The following is a 16,437-nucleotide window of genomic DNA, read 5'->3' as shown; positions in this document are numbered from 1 at the left end:
CCCAGTCATCCAAGTCAGTTAACCGCATGTTCCGCGACATTGAGAGCCGCTATTACCAGATTAAGCTGGCACTGCGGCAACTGCTTGATGCCCGAATGACTGGCCGAAAGCGAGAGGTTAACGGTCAGCAAGGTCATGCTGTACACGGCAATGTGATTTACCAGGTGAACGCCGGCACATACCTCTACGACATGTCAGCGGCTCAACTGGCCGACTTGCTGGAGCGGGTGCAGATCATCCTGGATGACCACTTACTTGATGGTGGCAGCCAGAACCTGTGGGCTCTGTCTTATGTCGCTGCAGAGTACGAGCGAGGCACCAGGCAAGCATTCACAAATCTCTCTGTGCAGTCCTCGGTATATGGGCAGCAGACAACGCTGCAACAGCTACTCAGCAGCCCGGCTTACCAGAACCAGATTGCTGCAGCTTATGTCTCTACCTATAGCGATTGGCGCGGCCTGAGTGATGCAGCCCGCGCTGACCTGGCTAACGTGATATCAGATTCAATCGGGCGTGGTGTTAACCCGCGAGAAACCGCGGGTATCATTAGTAAACGCCTTGATGTGTCTATGGACAGAGCCAAGAACATAGCTCAGACAGAGCAGGTCGGCGCACTGCGTAAAGCCCAATGGCTTGAGACAGATTGGGCAAGAGAAAGGCTGGGTCTGAATACCAGGCTGCTCTGGCTCTCTGCACTGAAGCCTACGACACGCAGATGGCATGCAGCCAGGCATGGCAACACGTACACCACTGAAGAGGTTGAGGCCTTCTATGCCACCAATGGTAACCGCTATCGCTGCTATTGCAGCCAGATACCAATCATTCTCAATGAGAATGGCCGGGTAGAAAACCCCGGCCTGATTGATCGGCTTGGAAAGGAGCGAGGGAAATGGGAAGCTAATTAACCTTAGTAACCATCAAAATTTGTAGTGAGTTAATAGTGGTTGCAGATGAAACAGGAGAATAACGAGCAGAATCACGCATAGCTGCCTGAATTACCTGAGCATCGGTGATAGATGGCTGTTGGTTACTTTCAATATTCACATCACGATAAGTGTCATCGCCGTTAAATTTATAAGTCACTTTATAAATATCCATGAGCACCTCTTGATTGATAATCAGAGATGAAATTAGCGCTCATTAATTATCCAATCAACAACTTTGAGGAAGAAGCGTGAAGCTATCCAGCATCCACGTTAAATCCCTCGCCATCAACTCTGCCAACATCTCAAATGAAACCATCGACGGTGACGAGCATATCGTCATTCGTGGCGTTGTGCCTGTCGTTGATGACGTTGTCATGAATGGCGGTTTGTATCCGGCTGAGGAAATTAACAAAGCATTTCAGACCCTCGAAGGCAATCACATGCCTTTCGGACACCCAAAGATTGGTGGCGAGTACGTCAGTGCCAGCAACCCACGAGCAGTGAACAAATTCCATGTTGGCGCATGGGCTGAAAACGTCCGAAAGGATGGTGATCGCGTTGTCATGGATATGAAGGTCAACAAGCGTTATGCGGAATCTTCTTCCAACGGTAAGCGATTGATTGAGCGACTTGAGGAACTGCAGGCGAACGCTGGCGCAGAGCCCATCCACGTATCTACCGGGCTCCTTCTGAGCCGCGAGCAGAACAAGGGTAAATCGAAAGGTAAGAGCTATTCGTGGGTGGCGCGAAACATGCGCTTTGACCATGTGGCCGTCTTGCTGGATGAGCCCGGCGCTGCAACCCCAGCAGAAGGTGTTGGTATCTTCGTGAACGCGGACAACTCAACCGAGGAAGTGGAAACAGCATTTGTAGACCTCGCGGCAGCATCTAACTGCACACAAGAAGGCCTGCTCAACAAGACAAAGTTCTATTTCACTAATGCCTCCAACTTCTCATTCGACGACATCCAGCGCGCCATTGGCGACAAGCTACGGGAAGGGCGTTCGGATGATAAGTGGCTTTGGCCTGAAACAGTCTGGCCGGACACCTTCATCTACCGGGATGACACCCGTTATTTCAAGCAGAAGTATCTCATCGATGATGACGGCGTAGCCCAATTCGTCGGCGAACCACAAGAAGTCGTGCGCAAACCTACTGAGTACGAAATTAAAACCAACGGAGAAGAGAATCCGATGAAAGACCTGATCGTAAACGCGCTCAAAGCCGCGGGTAAGCCGACTGAAGGCAAAACCGATGCAGAACTGATGGGCGCCTATAACCAGATGACTGCCGAAAAGGCCATTGAAAAAAACGAAACACCTGAAGAGAAAGCAGCCCGCGAGAAAAAGGAAACTGGCGATAAGAAGGCTAAAGAGGCTGCTACCAATGCCGAGGACATGCCAGCCTGGGCGAAAGCGTTAGCCGACCGAGTTGACACAGTCGTTAACAGCCTGAACGCCAATGCTGACAAAGAGAAAGGTGAAAAGCGTACAGCTGTAAAAGCCAAGTTCGGCTTGGATGATGTCGCAGTCAACGCCCTTGATGGTGCGGCGCTGGATGGCCTCTATGCGCAATGCCAGTCCTCTACCGGCCTGAATGGTGCATTCCGCCAGGTCAACTCAACTCAATCCCTCAGCGAAATGCCGGAGTAAAAAATGGCTAAAGATGGAAAGCATGTAATTCATGCGGGCGGCATCTTCCCGAACCCGCTTCTCAACCGTGAAGGTGCCGCGGCGGCAGTCACCCTGCCTGGCACCATCGGCTTTTTTGATGCGGGTAAGTTCACCGCATCTGTAGCAGGCGCTGAAAGCGCAATTCTGTACGTGGCGAACATGGATTACCTGCGCTGCATGGGCGCTGATGATGCTATTGCGGTCGGTGAACACGTTGTGGCGATCCAGCCGTTACCAGGGCTGTTTCTGAATGTGCGTGCCGCTGCCGGCATTTATACCAAAGGTCAGCCGGTTGCTGTGGCGAGTGGCCGTATCACTGCAGTAGCTGATGGGGCTGCTGTATTTGCTTATGTCGAGGAAGATCGGGCCACTACCGCGGCAGCCGGCGATCTGATTCGCGTTGTGTTCAAGTAAGGAGCACCTGAATGTTTGTATTTTCCCGTTCTGTCGGTGAGCGCACCGGCAACCTTGAAGTAAACCAGGCTCAGTTTGCTGAGCTGCAAATGGCGCGAAACGAAGGCGCCCAGGCTGCTGCTGATTTCCTCGGGCGTGTGCGTGGCATTCGTGAAGATGCAGGCCGTCTGGATGCTGTGAATGCCGTTGATGATATTCGCCGCCTGTACCGTGCCTTCGATACCACTGTGCTGGCGCAGTTTGAACCCAACACGCAGTTCACGCTGCTAAACGACCTGATGCCGCTTTCCCGCTCTGTGCGCATTGAGCAATCCCGCTACGACTATGCACGTACCGGTGGCCGTGGCTGGGCGCATACGTCTATGTCTGGTCAGATTGGCGCGGCGCTGGATGCCAAGTCCTATACCTTCGACGGCACCATGGTGCCGGTGCATGATTCCGGCTTCAAATTCACCTGGCGTGACCCGATCTTCAACAGCCCATCTGCGCTGCAATCTCAGGCTGATGCTCAGCGTGGCTCGGTCGAAGACGTACAGCGCCAGTACGTTGACTACATGTTCAACGGCTTCCGTGATTCTGAAGGTAATTACGTCCAGTTTGACGGTCTGACCTGGAAAGGCCTGAAAAACGATGAGCGTGTTGCTCAGGCAACCCTGACCTTTAACTTTGCGACCAGTACTGACCCGGTTGCGCTGCGTACCAACGCTATCGCTCTGCGCGATGTGGTGCGTGTCACTAACAGCCAGTACGCACCCCAGACGTGGTACGTCTCCGCGGAAATCATGTCGAACCTCGAACGTTACTTCGACGTGAACGCCACCCGTACCGTGCTGGAAGAGCTGTTGAAGCTCTCCGGTATTGCGGCGATCAAAGAAGATGCGCAACTGTCCGGCAATGAAATCCTGATTGTTCCGCTGACTGCAGGTGTTATCGCGCCAATTGTCGGCCAGGCAATCGGGACCGTTGCAGACCCGCGCCAGTACTACAACAGCGATTACGTATGGCGCACCTGGGGTGCGATGGGGTTGATGGTCAAGCAGGACATCAACAACAAGTTCTCTGTCATTCACGCCTCCTAAGGAGTAACCAATGGCACTTGTAAAAATTCTGTCCACGAACCTTTTTGCCGGTGCCGGCTTCCAGAAACTGGAGGCCGGTAAGGTCTATGACGTTGATAAGGCGATTGCTGAAAAGTGGATTGCCGATGGCAAAGCAGAGACTTCGAAAGAAAAGGGTGAAGCGCTGCAGTTCGAAGTCGCCACGCCGTCAGCTGCTACTGATACTTCCGCGCTTAAGTCGCAACTGGATGAAGCACAGGCCGCGTTGAAGCAGCAGCAGGCCGATGCCGAGGCGAAAGAGAAAGCACACGCTGATGCACTGGCTGCTGAAACCAAGCGCGCAGACGATGCAGAAGCCGCTCTGGCAGAGGCCACCAAAAAAGGATAAGTAACTATGGCAGCCCAAATCACGCTGGAAGATGTTAAACCGCTGATGGCTGAACTGGGCTTCACGGTTCCTGATGCTGTCCTTCAACTGCTGTTAGACCAGGTTAGTGCTGCGTCTGTCTGTATGGACAGGGCAGGCTACGCCGAGAGCCTGCAAAAGCTTTTGCTCATCTATGCGGCCGCGCGATTGGCTGCCCTGTCTGGCGCCCGGAAAATTTCCTCTCAATCTGCACCATCCGGAGCATCACGCTCATTCACTTATGACAGCTCGGGGACAGATCATCTCTACAGGCAAATTCTTGCATGGGATACGAATGGCTGCCTCGGTGGGCTGCCGATATCAGGCGTATCAGTCGGCTTCTTTGACGTAGTCAGGGGGTGCTGATGATTTGGATTATTGCCAGCCAGCAGCTACCCAAGCCTTTCGAGCGTGTGTGGGTGAAAACGTCAACCGGGGATGAAACGACCGGCTACGTAAACAGCAGCGGTGTGTGGGTAATTAACTGCCCACGCATTGCCGCCCTGAAGCCCGCTGTAGCGAGCTGGAGGAAATGACATGTCTTCATTAGCTAATTGGTCATACACAGCGCAGGCGACCATCTGGAAGCGAACGGGTGCCACCTATGATTACGGCGACCCGGTGTTTTCTGAGCCACTGGTCATCATGTGTGACTATGAAGGCGGATTATCAAAACGCCTGGGCGACATTGGGGCTGAGAGGGTAGTGAAAAATACCTTTTGGACTGAATACGGTTCAGCAGAGCATGGGGATTACATCCTGATTGGTGTGTCTGACAATCCCAGCCCAGTTGGTGCCGGTGCTGATGAAGTCATGCAGGTCATACGTTACGCAGACACGTTCGAGCGAATGGCTGATGACTTTGCAATCATCACAGGAGGCTGATATGGGCGTGAAAGTAAGGGGGGTAAAGCAATCCCAGAGAAAGCTGAATACGATCATCAATGATATTCAGGGCAGAAAAGTTGTCAGGGCATTGCAGAGCGCCATGATCATTGGCGGTTCACAAGCCGCTCTTTATACGCCCATCGATACGTCGCTTCTGATTAACAGCCAGTTCCGGGAGATTGTTGTCAACGGTGCCAGGATAACCGGCCGGGTAGGTTACACAGCAAGTTACGCCGCCTATGTCCATGACCCAAGCATTCCGCAAAACTTCCGCCGTGCTACCGCCCAAAAAGAGTTCTTAACAAAAGGCTTCGCAGATACACAACCTCTCATCGACAGAACCATCCAGAAGGAGATGTCATTGTGACGCCTCCAATGCATACCCGTGTGCGGGACTATTTCATTGACGCCGGGCTGACCTTTGGGTTTACCACACAACTGTTGGTCTGGACTGATAGCGGCAATCTCTCTGAGAGCTTCATCGTGTTTCGGCCTAATGGCGGCTCTGCTGTGCGTAATGACTTGGGGTCCGAGTATTACGTCATGGTCGACGTGATTGGCGCAAAGGGCATGAACGGCCTTGTTGATGAGGCTGTACAGGGAATTATTGGACACATCCAAAACAACCCCATGTCAGACCCCTGCGTAGGCTACCTGGAAAACTTAGGTGGTATCCCCGCACCCATTCTTACAACCGAAGGTCGCCTAGTCTATCGGCTTCAGTTTGTCGCAATTTTTGGAGAATAAAGGTTTTAATTTCAATTAAGAGAAGGTGAAAATTTTATTGCACCCGTCATATTTGACCCATATAAAAAGACTGCTATGATTCTCCTTATCCTAACATTTGAGAGAAAAGACAATGAGTTATTATGTTGCTGGCAGCTTTGCAGATCTTTATGAAACCGATTTAGGTAATCGTTTATGGCAGTTTTTAACTGAGGGCGATAATTTTATTCGAATGGAAACTGCTTCATACCTTTCACGTCCAGCTCTTGAACCAGTACAGCCTTTTCTTATCCAAAAATTTGGAAGTGAAGTACTGAACGATAAAAACAACAGGTTGAAGCAGATGATGGGTCATATGGTTAGGCAAATTATGGAGCACCATGGCTACAAGCTTGATCAAACAGACCAAAAACTGCGCAATAACGATTTGTTTTCAAGAGCTTCGCGTTATACGAAATTATAAATCCCGTTCTACTACCGCTTATAGCCGCATCTATGAATAAACCACCTTAGGGTGGTTTTTTTATTTCTATCAAAGAGGAATTTAACCATGGCTAATTGCCAGAACAGCAACGAACGCTTGTTCGGTGGCGCCGTTGTGCTCGAAGTGGCAGACGGATGTTCAGATACACTACCGCAAGAATCAGAGTGGAAAGCCCTGGCAGCCGGCACATCTAAGGGCTGGGATTTTTCACCCAATACGGTAACCAGCGACGCTGATGATGGCGGCGGCTATGTCGAGAGCATCATCACCAATGCTGACTTCACCATCAGCTTTGAAGGTGAGGTCCGTAAAAACGACAAACTCGATCAGTACGGCATTGGCCGCTTCATTAAGTATTTCGCTACCGAACTCAAAGCACGGCGTCAGCCTGGCATCTGGGTGCGTATGGAGTACGGCCCGGTTACTTTCATTGGCTATATGGTCGTGACGGCACTGAGTTCTGACGGTGGCACCAATGACATCGTCACGTTCTCCACTGAATTCAAAGTAGGTGACGCCAGTACTATTGATGTGCGCGATACTGATGAAACGGTGCCGGCCACAGGGGTAACCGTGACCCCAGCAACAACTTCTCTGGCCGTTAATGCCACTCGTCAGTTGACCGCCGCAGTAACTCCGGCCAATGCAACCGACCAATCAGGCACCTGGAAAACCTCTGATGCCACTAAGGCCACAGTCAGCTCCACTGGCCTGGTGACGGGTAAAGCCGCCGGCACAGCAACCGTCACGTTTACCTCAAACGATGGTGCTTTCACCGGCTCCACCGCGGTGACTGTTACCGCTTCGTAACCAGTACAAAGGGTGGTTACGGCTGCCCTTGATACTGTTTATGGAGGATGAATGACACCACTTAAGGATATTGGCGAATGCCTGATTATCGATGGTCAGACGGATTACTTCTTTCGACCATCCTTCAGTGCAATGTCCGCCATTGGAGAACCAAGGGAAATAGTGCAAGCCTTCCATGACCTGCATAACGATGAAGTAACTCAGTTATTGAGGCGAGGTTTTGAGGCTTATGGAAGCACCCCTGGCTGGCTGCTCACATTTGCCAGCAAACCTCAGTTATCTAAATCTCCAGCCTATGCCGCAATGAACGTACTCCGCGCATGTTGTGAGCATGACATTACTCCACTGATTGGTGAACTGGTTCCTGGCCGGACAGGCAAATGGGCGTTTGTTTACCGGCCTGGACACATGTCGCTGCCCGAGATGGTGCTGATAGCACAGTCGCTCATTACGCATGGGATTATCGGCAAGGCGAAGGTTAGACGATTGCAAAGGCATGAGGGCGGGCAGGCAACGAGCGAGTTCAATGCTCTGGAGTATATCAGCGCCGCCCGCAACCACTTCGGCATGAGCCGCGCAGAGGCAGAGCAGCTGACTATGACGGAGTTTCAGATGCTGTTAGCTGCCAAGTATCCTGACCAGAAAGGGTTTACGCGAGATGAATACAACAGTATCGCTGATGATTATTTATACAAAAGAGCAAAGAAAATGGCAAATGTGGTCTAATTTCTCTAATTAACATCAACTTAATAATGTTAAGATATTTCCGATTGTAATCAATGGAAATATAAAATGAAAAAGGTTTTGGCAGTAGCGCTTGGAGCGCTGTTACTCAGTGGTTGTACTGTTCGCGTCGCTGATATGACTGTAGGCAGTACTAAAAACTACAATCTGAACTCAGCAAAATTCGTTAAAGGGCAACGTGTTATTGGTGAAGATAAAGCTCCAGTAGTGATTTTCCCGTTGGGCATTCCTAATGTGAAAACAGCCATGGATCGCGCCATTGAGAAAAACAGCTGTGCTGTTGCTCTGTCAGATGTAGTGGTATCTCAGTTGAACCACTCATTCTTGTTTGGCATGATTGGCTATCGCATTGAAGGTACAGAAATCATTGACCGTAGCCAGCCTGGCTGCGAGAACGCAAGTTAATGATAGGGCCACCTTCGGGTGGCTTTTTTGCTATGGGGCAAGGAAATGAAAAAGACTATTCTGGCATGCTTTGTATCAGTATTTCTTCTATCAGGATGTGGGCCAAAAGAGCTTTCTCCTGAAGATAAACAAAAAGTTGAGCAATTGAAGGTTGAGCTGTCGCAAACAGAAAATGAGATTTCGACTGCGAACGCAACTAATCAGGAATACTCTGGCGGGCTGATAAAGTCTCTAATAAACGCCAGGATTGAAGTTCTGAAGACAAACCAAGAGCTAATTAAGCAACGAATTGATGCGATTGAGTCAGGCGCAAAAATCACGATTGAAGTCTCGGGTATAAAACCCGATGAAGCGGCGGCAGGAGCAGTAAAAAAAGAAATCGATGCTTTAAACACTCAGCTTGCTCAAGCCAAGGCAGAAGCTGCTCAGTATAGTGGAGGGCTTGTTCTTGCGATGAAATTGGCAGCTATAGCAACTCAAGAGCAAACGATGGCGATGCTTCAGCAACGCTATCTTTCTGCTAAGTATGGTTTAGCTAATGTGATGCCCGCTGATTTACAACAAGGAAAAGCTGTTGATAACAATAAAATCGAGAAATCACAGCAAGCTGCCAACACCATGACATTAATTCCGCCTGGAGAGGGGCCGTTTGGTTTAGAGTCAGGTTTAACAAAAAAGAATATTGAAGACATGACTGGTGAAGAGCTTAAGCCTGTTGAAAACAACCCCAATCTTTATACATCTCAATCATTGCCAAAAAATAATGCTGATTTTGAAGCCTATGGCCTATTGATCTCTCCCAAGTCAGGCCTTTGCCAAATCAGAGCATTAGGTAAAACCATTGATACAGACAGTTATGGACTCGCACTGCAATCAAAATATAAAGACCTCAGTGAATCACTTTCTTCAATATATGGAAACGCAGAAAAAAATGACTTCTTGCTGTCAGGGTCGATCTGGAAAGATCCTCAAGACTGGATGATGGCATTGAGTAAAAAGGAACGATTTCTTTCAGCCGAATGGAAAGGCACTTCGTCTTCACCTCTTAAAAATAACTTGAATTCAATTTCTATTGAAGCTAGGTCAAGTCGTTCTGACAAGGGCTATATTTTCCTTCAGTATAACTTTAAAAATATAGACGTTTGCAATGCAGAAATTGAAAACTCCAAGAAAAGCTCTCTTTAAATAGAGATTTCTCAGCAAGCTCTGTCAATATGTAGTTGAACTGACTTCCTTACCTCGCTTCGGCGAGGTTTTTTTATGTCCGGAGAAAATAAATGGCTGGATCGGTAAATGCTGGAAATATCATTTACGAAGTAGATATGGATACTGCCCGGCTTCTTGCTGCGCGTAGGGAGGTAGATGCTGCGCTCAATGGCTTAAGTGGAAGCATGGGGCGATTAGACGCCAGCGTTACCAGAACCGAGCGGTCAGTCGCTTCTATGGAGCGCGCTATGTCCAGCCTGAGCGGAGTGGCGAAAGGTGTTATCGCTGCGCTATCTATCCAGCAGGTAGCTCAATACGGAAACGAGTGGGTGACAGTCAATAACAAGCTGGCTAACTCGGTGCGGGCCAGTGAACAACTAGCAGACGTTACACAGCGTGTTTTTGATATATCTCAGAATACCATGAGCAGCCTGACCGCTACCGCAACGCTGTATGGACGACTTGAGCGGGCTACACGGAGTGCTGGAACCAGCACCAAGGATCTTGTAACTCTGACATCAACAATCAATAAAGGACTGGCAGTTTCAGGTGCAACCACCGAAGAAGCCAGCTCCACCATGACGCAGCTATCCCAGGCGCTGGCTTCCGGCGTGTTGCGGGGTGAGGAGTTTAACTCAATTTCCGAGAATGGTAGCCGCCTCGCCGTCGCTCTGGCTGATTCTTTGGGCGTTACGATCGGTCAGCTTCGTGCCATGGCTGCGCAAGGAAAGTTGACAACTGAAGTCGTAGTCAACGGCCTGCTTAAACAGAGCGACACCATTGCAAAAGAGTTTGCTAATACGACCATGACAATGGGGCAGGCGCTCACCGTTGCCACTAACAACATTACAAAGTTTGTGGGCGAAAGCTCCAGCGTCAGTACCTCAATCAAAGTGTTCAATGAGAGTGCTATTGGCCTAAGCCAGAATCTGGAGATTGTAGCGAATCTGATTGGTGCTGCAGCTGTGATTTTTGGCGGCAGGTTTGCTGGCGCTCTAGCGCTGGCAACTAAATCGCGTATAGACGATGCACTTGCTGCCCGCGCGCAGACTACAGCAACAGCTGAATCAGCAGCGGCTACCGCAAACGCTGCACGCGTGACCGCGCTGAAAGCTGGGCTCGATAAGGATCAAGCGGTTTCAAATTTGGCACTGGCACAGACTGAATATAACGTTGCCAAAGGAACAGCTGCAGAAGCCTTTGCGTTGGAAAACCTGATCGCAGTTAAGTCAGTAGCAATTCAGCGGTCTGCAGCATTTGCCGAGGCACAACTGGCAGAGGCAGCGGCTACTAGAACGGCTACAGCGGCCGCGGCGGCGGCGAGCACTACTATCGGTAGTCTTGCGCGCGGTGCGCTGGCGTTAGTTGGTGGCCCAGCTGGAGCCGCTGTGATTGCCGCAGCGGGTATCTTCTACTTCTATCAGAAGATGCAGCAGGCGCGGCAGGAAAGCATTGCGTTCGCAGACAAGCTCGATGGCGTCATTGCGAAAATGAAGAGTATGAGCCAGGTACAGCTCGCGGCTGAAATCGATAACGCTAGCCGTTCTATCAAGGCCCAGACTGATGCGCTTAAAGATAATCAGTCAACCATTGAGGCGAACGAACTGCAGCAGGCCCGTTTAAAGCGCACGCTGAGTTATCTAAGTGAAGGCAGCCTGCTCTATAAAGCTACTTTATCCGAATTGACCGATGCGCAGAGCGAGCACACTCAGCTGCTGGCTGAAAACGAACGTGCAGAAAACAAGCTCAGCCAGACTGTAAGTAAAACAGGTATTCTGCGTGCGCATATGAATGGCACTTTTGCCCAAGGCATTGACCTGCTCAAGCGCGATGGGGAGCAAGCGGGTGTAGCTGCCGGCCTGATGAACCAGTTCGGAAACGCGATAAACTTCGCCAGCCGGGCAAAAGAGAAATTCAACTCTACCAGTCTGGAGATCCCTCGCAGCGACAAAGCAGATGAATACAACAAAGGGCTGCAGGAAGAAAATACCCTTCTGGCGATCACTGATAAGCGCCTAAGAGCAGTTACCAAAGCAAGAATGGATGCAGCTGAAAAGCAAGGCAATCAGAATCAAATAAATGCCGCCGGCGAGTTAGCTGGGAGAAACTATGACCTCCAACAGGCAGAAGTAGCGAGAAATAAGGCAGCTAAAGAATCAATCTCTGCCGGGAAAAAGGCGGCAACTCAAGCTGAAAGCATTGCTCAGAAACTTGCCAATCTTAAGCAGCAAGCTGAATTGTCGGCAGACTCAACCCGAGATCTCAGCAGAGAGCAGGCCATCCTTGCGGCTCAACAGTCGCTTGGTAGTGCAGCAACTCAGGGTGATATTAAGCTGGCCGGCGAGTATGCAGCATCTAAATGGGATACTGCGAATGCCATTAAAGCACAGGCCGCAGCTGAAAAGCTGCTTCCAGAAGCACGGGAAAACGCCAGTTACCAACAAGATATTTCAGATCTAAAGACAGCGCTTACGGCCAAGAAAATCACACAACAGCAGTACAACGCGACATCTGAGCAATTGGAGCAACAACACCAGGTTAACCTTGCCAAAATAAGAGCAGCGAGTAACTCAGGTGTGACCGCTCTACAAGATGCTCAAGGGGGTGTTGATCCTGTCCAGGCTTTAGCAAATGAGAACGCACGTAAGCTGGCTCTGATTCAAGAGTTTGAAACTGAGAAGGGTCAGATAACAGCTAACGGGCTTGCGCTCATGAATGCCGCAAACACCGAATACGAGCAAGCTCGTATTGATGCTGCATGGAAAATCTGGGAGAACCAAAGCCAGGCTAACCAAATGCTTGGTAGTGTGATCGAATCGTTGCAGGGCGGTGCTACTAACGCCATTACTGGACTCTTAAACGGTACGCAAAGCCTGAGTGAATCCTTTGCCAATATTGGATCAACTATTCTTAATAGCGTTGTTGGAAGTCTGGTTCAGATGGGGGTTGAGTATTTAAAAAGCTCAGTGATGGCAAGCACGGCCAATACGACTGCCGCCGCCAGCGCTGCAGCCACGGGAGCTAGCATCACAGCCTCAATGGCCCCTGCTGCTGCTGCTACCAATATAGCTACAATGGGCTCAGCCTCAGCCGTTGGGCTGACAGCAATGAGCGCAGCCATTCCTGCTATGGTTGGATTGTTTGCCGGCGCCCGCGAACACGGCGGCCCTGTTTCTGCCAGCAGCATGTACCGGGTAGGTGAGGGCGGTAAGCCTGAAATCTTCAAAGCCAGCAACGGCAGCCAGTACATGATCCCAGGCGATAACGGCAAGGTGATCAGCAATAGTGATTTGGGTGATGGCGGTTCATCTGGAGGGATGATTCAGCAGGTTAATCACTTCACATTCCAGAACGCGAGTGGCGATCAGCAGCAGATGGTTACTACGTTTGCGAAAATCGCCTATGAGCAGTCACTGCGAGCAATAAAAGACCAGAAGAGGCCGGGAGGAATGCTAACTAAATAAGGCGGTAAACCGCCTTGATCATTTTAATTTATTCACCTGCGATGATTTCTTTCATCAACTCATAGATTTCTTTCACATCTTCTGCTTGAGCGAGTGTGGCTGAGGTAGGTATCTGCAAATCAAGGGCATCTGGAGATTTTCCAACAATTCGACTGATAGCTTCTTTTTGCTGCTCAGTTAATGAGGAAAACATTATTCCTGCCAGTGTACGCAAAGCAAGAATCTGCTTTTGGTCATAAGTTAAATTACTCATCAAACATTCCTTATATGTGATTAGCCAAATAGGCTATTTCATAATACTACGGAGTATCTAATGCCAGAAACTTTCACATGGAGCCCACAAAAAGGGTTCACGGCTTCGCGCGCGCCAAATGTGGCAGTAGTGAATCTGGGTGACGGCTATGAGCAGCGCCAGACAAAGGGCATCAACCCATTAATGGACAAATACACGCTGGAGTTTGTGGGCGTTGATGACAAGTGTGGCCGGCCAAACGTTGCTAAAGAAGCCGAAGCCTTTATCAAAGCGAGAATGGCTGTTGAGTCGTTCTACTGGACGCCATCCGATACCGGAATTCAGGCTTTATTTGTATGCCGGTCGTGGTCGATGGTGAAAACTGGCAGCCACTATAAGCTGGCTGCTGATTTTGAGCAGGTGCCGAGATAACTTAGGAGATCTCACATGAATTTAGAACAGCGCTTAGCAGCAGTTGAAACAGAACTGACGAAGATGAAGTCACAGCAGGAAATGTCTGATGGTATGTCACAATTAATGCAAAAAGTGGCGATTGAGGCGATTAAAAAATCCCTGCTTCCAGGCGGATTTTTGTATCAACATGGCAACTGTGAAAAAGCGGCCGCATTGAAAAGGCAGCCTTCGGATGCATTAGATTCCTCAAGCTGCGGGAGAATGTCTGCCACCTACACAATGATTCTTAATCTGGGAGATGCAGATTCCTGAATTGATTAAGGATTGACCCCAAGTCTTTTGCTTCCTTGGATGGCAGGTTAATCATGTTCTGCACTACATCGGCTTGGGCGTCAGGAGGAAGTTTCGCCAGGATGAAGCCAAGAGCAGCTTTAATAGCCATCAATTCATTTGCAGTAGACTCTTTAGTAGAAGCGTCTGCATTTACGTGAAAATTAAATTCTTTGATCATTCCTTATCCTTTGCAGAGGTGATCAGCCATTCCTCATTTTACTGTTTACGCCTATGCCCAAACATAGACGAGCTGAATACTCAACATATCCTTATCTGTCTATCAGCAACATCCTGATATTCGATCAGTAACCAACCAGTGGTCGCCATAGGGCGGCCTTTTCCATGGGCGCAATATGCGAGACATACCAGCAGAACTCATTATTGAAAGCACGGATGCGGGCGTGGGTGCCATGCTCGACCTATTTGAGGTTGACCTCCAGGCGTTTGGCGGTGATGTGATCCGTTTCCATGCCGGCACCAACGGTTATTACGGAGATGTTATCTGGCAAGGCCGACAGTATTCAGCTTATCCGATAGCCGTTGAGGGGTTCGAATCAAAATCTGAAGGCACGTATTCGCGCCCAACGATGAAGGTCGCGAACATCTCCGGTCTGATTACCGGCATCAACCATGACTTTGACGACGCCCTTGGCGCGGTGGTGACCCGCCGCCAGGTGTTGGTCAAGCACCTTGACGCGGTCAACTTCCCGAACGGGAATGCAGATGCGAACAGCACAATGGAGGCTGTGTCTCGTTACGTCATTGAAGAAATGACCGAAGAGACGTTTGAGACGGTGACTTATAGCCTGGCAACGCCCGTTGACTGTGACAATGCCATTATCCCAGCACGTACTATTTTGGCGGACGTGTGCCAGTGGGTTTACCGAGGAGATGGTTGTGGCTATGACGGGCCAGCAGTAGCGGATGAGAAAGATAATCCAACCTCTGACCTGTCGAAAGATAAGTGTTCAAAACACCTGACCGGCTGTCGGCTGCGATTCCCTAAACCTGAATCTCTGCCATTTGGTGGCTTCCCTGGATCAGCGAAGGTGTCCTGATGATTGAAGATGAATGCCTGGCTTATGCAGCGCAGTCCTGTAACGAGGTCTGCGGCCTGATCATCGATGGCAGCCGGCTAATGCGCTGTGAAAACACGCATCCAGAGCCGGAGCGACACTTTCGGATAAGCGACACGGAATGGCTAAAAGCAGAAGCGGCGGGAGAAATCACCGCCGTTTTTCATTCTCATCCTGAACCAAAACTGGTTCTCTCAGGGGCTGACCGGCAAGCGCAGATCTCTTCCGGGCTGGACTGGTGGTTAGCCAGTGACAACCGTCTTCGCAAATTTCGCCCTGTATCGCACTTGCTGGGGCGTACCTTCGAGCATGGCGTGATGGACTGCTACACCCTGTTCAGGGACGCCTACCACCTCTGCGGCATCGATTTGCCTGACTTTGAGAGAACGAGCGGTTGGTGGGTACGTGGAGAGAACCTGTATGTCAAAAACATGGCGCTCAATGGGTTCTATGAGGTATCGCCGGCAGATATTCAGCCTGGAGATGTGATTATCCGCCGTGCATTTCCTGAGGCCGACCCGTGCCATGCCATGCTCTGGCTCGGTGACAACACGATTCTCCATCACGAATTAGCCGGGCGGCTCAGCCGCCGTGAGCCATACCGTCAAGCCTACATAAAGCTCACCCATTCCATCTGGAGGCATGAACAATGCTCATCTTTAGATTTGCGGGGAATCTTCGACGACATTTCCGCCAAATCACTTTAAATGTCGACACGCCATCACAAGGGTTACGGCTTCTCCTGGCGCAATGCCCGGCCTTTAAGCGTGACTTCTATAAAACAAATATCCGTATGCGGGTAGATGGCTCAGATGTGGCTGCTGACACGCTTGAGTTTCACATGAATCGGCACCTTGAAAACGGGGCAACAGTCCTATTCGTGCCAGTGATTGAGGGTGCCATCAGTGCCGCGGCAGCGGTGTGGGTTATGGTAGCTGTCAGCGTCGCGTCAGTGGCTTACTCCCTCTATATGACCTCGACCATGAAGACCAAGACATCTGCTGAATCAGCTGAAACGAACTCGCTGACGAACAACTCTTTTACGAGCGCAGAAAACCGTGTTGGTCAGGGCAGGCCAGTGCCATTGCTTCTTGGTGAGATGGTAGTGGGTTCAAACGTTATCTCCCTCGGTATCGATACATCAAACAACCAGGACTGGAACATTTCTATTAGCTAAG

24 protein-coding genes are annotated in these 16,437 nt (G+C 50.1%); 21 read left to right on the top strand and 3 right to left on the bottom strand.

Annotated elements, in window-relative coordinates; genetic code table 11:
* The first annotated feature begins 26 nt into the window (after positions 1–26).
* Positions 27–905, top strand: a complete 879-nt coding sequence (locus JK232_RS02215; protein ID WP_212588799.1) for a phage minor head protein — start codon at positions 27–29, stop codon at positions 903–905.
* On the opposite strand, the gene JK232_RS02210 is transcribed toward JK232_RS02215, so the two are convergent.
* Positions 898–1,098: a hypothetical protein gene (locus JK232_RS02210; protein ID WP_212588728.1), complete on the bottom strand. Its 201-nt coding sequence runs from the start codon at positions 1,096–1,098 to the stop codon at positions 898–900. The genes JK232_RS02215 and JK232_RS02210 overlap by 8 nt on opposite strands.
* A gap of 76 nt (positions 1,099–1,174) precedes the next feature.
* Here JK232_RS02210 and JK232_RS02205 point away from each other — a divergent pair, with 76 nt between their 5' ends.
* The 15 genes from JK232_RS02205 to JK232_RS02135 all read left to right on the top strand — a co-directional run bounded on the left by JK232_RS02205 (position 1,175) and on the right by JK232_RS02135 (position 13,204).
* Positions 1,175–2,578 carry a DUF2213 domain-containing protein gene (locus JK232_RS02205; protein ID WP_212588727.1) on the top strand — a complete coding sequence of 468 codons (1,404 nt, stop codon included), beginning with the start codon at positions 1,175–1,177 and terminating at the stop codon, positions 2,576–2,578.
* Between the two features lie 3 nt (positions 2,579–2,581).
* Positions 2,582–3,013 (top strand): hypothetical protein, encoded by a 432-nt coding sequence (locus JK232_RS02200; protein ID WP_212588726.1) that lies wholly within the window; start codon positions 2,582–2,584, stop codon positions 3,011–3,013.
* 11 nt (positions 3,014–3,024) lie between these two features.
* The gene (locus JK232_RS02195) at positions 3,025–4,092 is read left to right on the top strand and encodes a major capsid protein (RefSeq protein ID WP_101815131.1); all 1,068 of its coding nucleotides are present in this window, start codon (positions 3,025–3,027) and stop codon (positions 4,090–4,092) included.
* Between the two features lie 10 nt (positions 4,093–4,102).
* Entirely contained in the window at positions 4,103–4,459 is a 357-nt protein-coding gene (locus JK232_RS02190) for a hypothetical protein (RefSeq protein WP_212588725.1), read from the top strand.
* 6 nt (positions 4,460–4,465) lie between these two features.
* Positions 4,466–4,843, top strand: coding sequence for a DUF7370 family protein (locus JK232_RS02185; RefSeq protein WP_212588724.1), 378 nt, complete (start codon positions 4,466–4,468; stop codon positions 4,841–4,843).
* The gene (locus tag JK232_RS02180; protein ID WP_212588723.1) at positions 4,843–5,013 is read left to right on the top strand and encodes a hypothetical protein; all 171 of its coding nucleotides are present in this window, start codon (positions 4,843–4,845) and stop codon (positions 5,011–5,013) included. The genes JK232_RS02185 and JK232_RS02180 overlap by 1 nt, the downstream gene beginning before the upstream one ends.
* A 1-nt stretch (position 5,014) precedes the next feature.
* Positions 5,015–5,362 carry a hypothetical protein gene (locus JK232_RS02175; RefSeq protein ID WP_212588722.1) on the top strand — a complete coding sequence of 116 codons (348 nt, stop codon included), beginning with the start codon at positions 5,015–5,017 and terminating at the stop codon, positions 5,360–5,362.
* A gap of 1 nt (position 5,363) precedes the next feature.
* Positions 5,364–5,732 carry an HK97 gp10 family phage protein gene (locus tag JK232_RS02170; protein ID WP_212588721.1) on the top strand — a complete coding sequence of 123 codons (369 nt, stop codon included), beginning with the start codon at positions 5,364–5,366 and terminating at the stop codon, positions 5,730–5,732.
* The gene (locus JK232_RS02165) at positions 5,729–6,112 is read left to right on the top strand and encodes a phage tail termination protein (RefSeq protein WP_212588720.1); all 384 of its coding nucleotides are present in this window, start codon (positions 5,729–5,731) and stop codon (positions 6,110–6,112) included. Before JK232_RS02170 ends, JK232_RS02165 begins: the two co-directional genes overlap by 4 nt.
* Before the next feature lie 112 nt (positions 6,113–6,224).
* Positions 6,225–6,554, top strand: coding sequence for a hypothetical protein (locus JK232_RS02160; protein WP_212588719.1), 330 nt, complete (start codon positions 6,225–6,227; stop codon positions 6,552–6,554).
* A gap of 87 nt (positions 6,555–6,641) precedes the next feature.
* Positions 6,642–7,385: a phage tail tube protein gene (locus JK232_RS02155; RefSeq protein ID WP_212588718.1), complete on the top strand. Its 744-nt coding sequence runs from the start codon at positions 6,642–6,644 to the stop codon at positions 7,383–7,385.
* A 51-nt stretch (positions 7,386–7,436) separates the two neighbouring features.
* On the top strand, positions 7,437–8,111 hold the full coding sequence (locus tag JK232_RS02150) for a DUF6246 family protein (protein WP_212588717.1): 675 nt from the start codon (positions 7,437–7,439) through the stop codon (positions 8,109–8,111).
* A 66-nt stretch (positions 8,112–8,177) separates the two neighbouring features.
* On the top strand, positions 8,178–8,534 hold the full coding sequence (locus JK232_RS02145) for a hypothetical protein (protein ID WP_212588716.1): 357 nt from the start codon (positions 8,178–8,180) through the stop codon (positions 8,532–8,534).
* Positions 8,535–8,579: 45 nt separating this feature from the next.
* Positions 8,580–9,719 (top strand): hypothetical protein, encoded by a 1,140-nt coding sequence (locus JK232_RS02140; RefSeq protein WP_212588715.1) that lies wholly within the window; start codon positions 8,580–8,582, stop codon positions 9,717–9,719.
* Positions 9,720–9,811: 92 nt separating this feature from the next.
* Positions 9,812–13,204 (top strand): tape measure protein, encoded by a 3,393-nt coding sequence (locus JK232_RS02135; RefSeq protein ID WP_212588714.1) that lies wholly within the window; start codon positions 9,812–9,814, stop codon positions 13,202–13,204.
* A gap of 28 nt (positions 13,205–13,232) precedes the next feature.
* On the opposite strand, the gene JK232_RS02130 is transcribed toward JK232_RS02135, so the two are convergent.
* Positions 13,233–13,457 carry a hypothetical protein gene (locus JK232_RS02130; RefSeq protein ID WP_212588713.1) on the bottom strand — a complete coding sequence of 75 codons (225 nt, stop codon included), beginning with the start codon at positions 13,455–13,457 and terminating at the stop codon, positions 13,233–13,235.
* Between the two features lie 60 nt (positions 13,458–13,517).
* On the opposite strand from JK232_RS02130, the gene JK232_RS02125 reads away from it, so the two are divergent.
* Together JK232_RS02125 and JK232_RS02120 are read left to right on the top strand one after the other, a co-directional pair.
* Positions 13,518–13,868, top strand: a complete 351-nt coding sequence (locus JK232_RS02125; RefSeq protein ID WP_212588712.1) for a phage tail protein — start codon at positions 13,518–13,520, stop codon at positions 13,866–13,868.
* A 15-nt stretch (positions 13,869–13,883) separates the two neighbouring features.
* Positions 13,884–14,162: a hypothetical protein gene (locus JK232_RS02120; RefSeq protein WP_212588711.1), complete on the top strand. Its 279-nt coding sequence runs from the start codon at positions 13,884–13,886 to the stop codon at positions 14,160–14,162.
* On the opposite strand, the gene JK232_RS02115 is transcribed toward JK232_RS02120, so the two are convergent.
* A complete protein-coding gene (locus JK232_RS02115) occupies positions 14,137–14,361 on the bottom strand; it encodes a hypothetical protein (RefSeq protein WP_212588710.1) in 225 nt (74 codons plus the stop codon). The two genes, JK232_RS02120 and JK232_RS02115, sit on opposite strands and share 26 nt — an antisense overlap.
* Before the next feature lie 175 nt (positions 14,362–14,536).
* Here JK232_RS02115 and JK232_RS02110 point away from each other — a divergent pair, with 175 nt between their 5' ends.
* From JK232_RS02110 to JK232_RS02100, 3 genes are read left to right on the top strand one after another with little or no spacing between them, the layout of a single operon-like run.
* Positions 14,537–15,241, top strand: a complete 705-nt coding sequence (locus tag JK232_RS02110; protein WP_212588709.1) for a phage minor tail protein L — start codon at positions 14,537–14,539, stop codon at positions 15,239–15,241.
* The gene (locus JK232_RS02105; protein WP_212588708.1) at positions 15,241–15,966 is read left to right on the top strand and encodes a C40 family peptidase; all 726 of its coding nucleotides are present in this window, start codon (positions 15,241–15,243) and stop codon (positions 15,964–15,966) included. Before JK232_RS02110 ends, JK232_RS02105 begins: the two co-directional genes overlap by 1 nt.
* A complete protein-coding gene (locus tag JK232_RS02100) occupies positions 15,909–16,436 on the top strand; it encodes a tail assembly protein (RefSeq protein ID WP_212588707.1) in 528 nt (175 codons plus the stop codon). Before JK232_RS02105 ends, JK232_RS02100 begins: the two co-directional genes overlap by 58 nt.
* Position 16,437: the final 1 nt, after the last annotated feature.

It is taken from the genome of Nissabacter archeti (assembly GCF_018257325.1).
Taxonomy (GTDB): Bacteria; Pseudomonadota; Gammaproteobacteria; order Enterobacterales; family Enterobacteriaceae; genus Chimaeribacter; species Chimaeribacter arupi.
This window is presented reverse-complemented; position numbering and strand designations above follow the sequence as displayed.

Bases quoted from the DNA above. Each gene is read 5' to 3' on its own strand.
- JK232_RS02135 (WP_212588714.1), top strand. From the start codon at position 9,812: ATGGCTGGATCGGTAAATGCTGGAAATATCATTTACGAAGTAGATATG.
- JK232_RS02140 (WP_212588715.1), top strand. From the start codon at position 8,580: ATGAAAAAGACTATTCTGGCATGCTTTGTATCAGTATTTCTTCTATCA.
- JK232_RS02110 (WP_212588709.1), top strand. From the start codon at position 14,537: ATGCGAGACATACCAGCAGAACTCATTATTGAAAGCACGGATGCGGGC.
- JK232_RS02105 (WP_212588708.1), top strand. From the start codon at position 15,241: ATGATTGAAGATGAATGCCTGGCTTATGCAGCGCAGTCCTGTAACGAG.
- JK232_RS02155 (WP_212588718.1), top strand. From the start codon at position 6,642: ATGGCTAATTGCCAGAACAGCAACGAACGCTTGTTCGGTGGCGCCGTT.
- JK232_RS02120 (WP_212588711.1), top strand. From the start codon at position 13,884: ATGAATTTAGAACAGCGCTTAGCAGCAGTTGAAACAGAACTGACGAAG.
- JK232_RS02115 (WP_212588710.1), bottom strand. From the start codon at position 14,361: ATGATCAAAGAATTTAATTTTCACGTAAATGCAGACGCTTCTACTAAA.
- JK232_RS02215 (WP_212588799.1), top strand. From the start codon at position 27: ATGTTCCGCGACATTGAGAGCCGCTATTACCAGATTAAGCTGGCACTG.
- JK232_RS02130 (WP_212588713.1), bottom strand. From the start codon at position 13,457: ATGAGTAATTTAACTTATGACCAAAAGCAGATTCTTGCTTTGCGTACA.
- JK232_RS02210 (WP_212588728.1), bottom strand. From the start codon at position 1,098: ATGGATATTTATAAAGTGACTTATAAATTTAACGGCGATGACACTTAT.
- JK232_RS02200 (WP_212588726.1), top strand. From the start codon at position 2,582: ATGGCTAAAGATGGAAAGCATGTAATTCATGCGGGCGGCATCTTCCCG.
- JK232_RS02190 (WP_212588725.1), top strand. From the start codon at position 4,103: ATGGCACTTGTAAAAATTCTGTCCACGAACCTTTTTGCCGGTGCCGGC.
- JK232_RS02170 (WP_212588721.1), top strand. From the start codon at position 5,364: ATGGGCGTGAAAGTAAGGGGGGTAAAGCAATCCCAGAGAAAGCTGAAT.
- JK232_RS02175 (WP_212588722.1), top strand. From the start codon at position 5,015: ATGTCTTCATTAGCTAATTGGTCATACACAGCGCAGGCGACCATCTGG.
- JK232_RS02125 (WP_212588712.1), top strand. From the start codon at position 13,518: ATGCCAGAAACTTTCACATGGAGCCCACAAAAAGGGTTCACGGCTTCG.
- JK232_RS02150 (WP_212588717.1), top strand. From the start codon at position 7,437: ATGACACCACTTAAGGATATTGGCGAATGCCTGATTATCGATGGTCAG.
- JK232_RS02145 (WP_212588716.1), top strand. From the start codon at position 8,178: ATGAAAAAGGTTTTGGCAGTAGCGCTTGGAGCGCTGTTACTCAGTGGT.
- JK232_RS02160 (WP_212588719.1), top strand. From the start codon at position 6,225: ATGAGTTATTATGTTGCTGGCAGCTTTGCAGATCTTTATGAAACCGAT.
- JK232_RS02180 (WP_212588723.1), top strand. From the start codon at position 4,843: ATGATTTGGATTATTGCCAGCCAGCAGCTACCCAAGCCTTTCGAGCGT.
- JK232_RS02100 (WP_212588707.1), top strand. From the start codon at position 15,909: ATGCTCATCTTTAGATTTGCGGGGAATCTTCGACGACATTTCCGCCAA.
- JK232_RS02185 (WP_212588724.1), top strand. From the start codon at position 4,466: ATGGCAGCCCAAATCACGCTGGAAGATGTTAAACCGCTGATGGCTGAA.
- JK232_RS02195 (WP_101815131.1), top strand. From the start codon at position 3,025: ATGTTTGTATTTTCCCGTTCTGTCGGTGAGCGCACCGGCAACCTTGAA.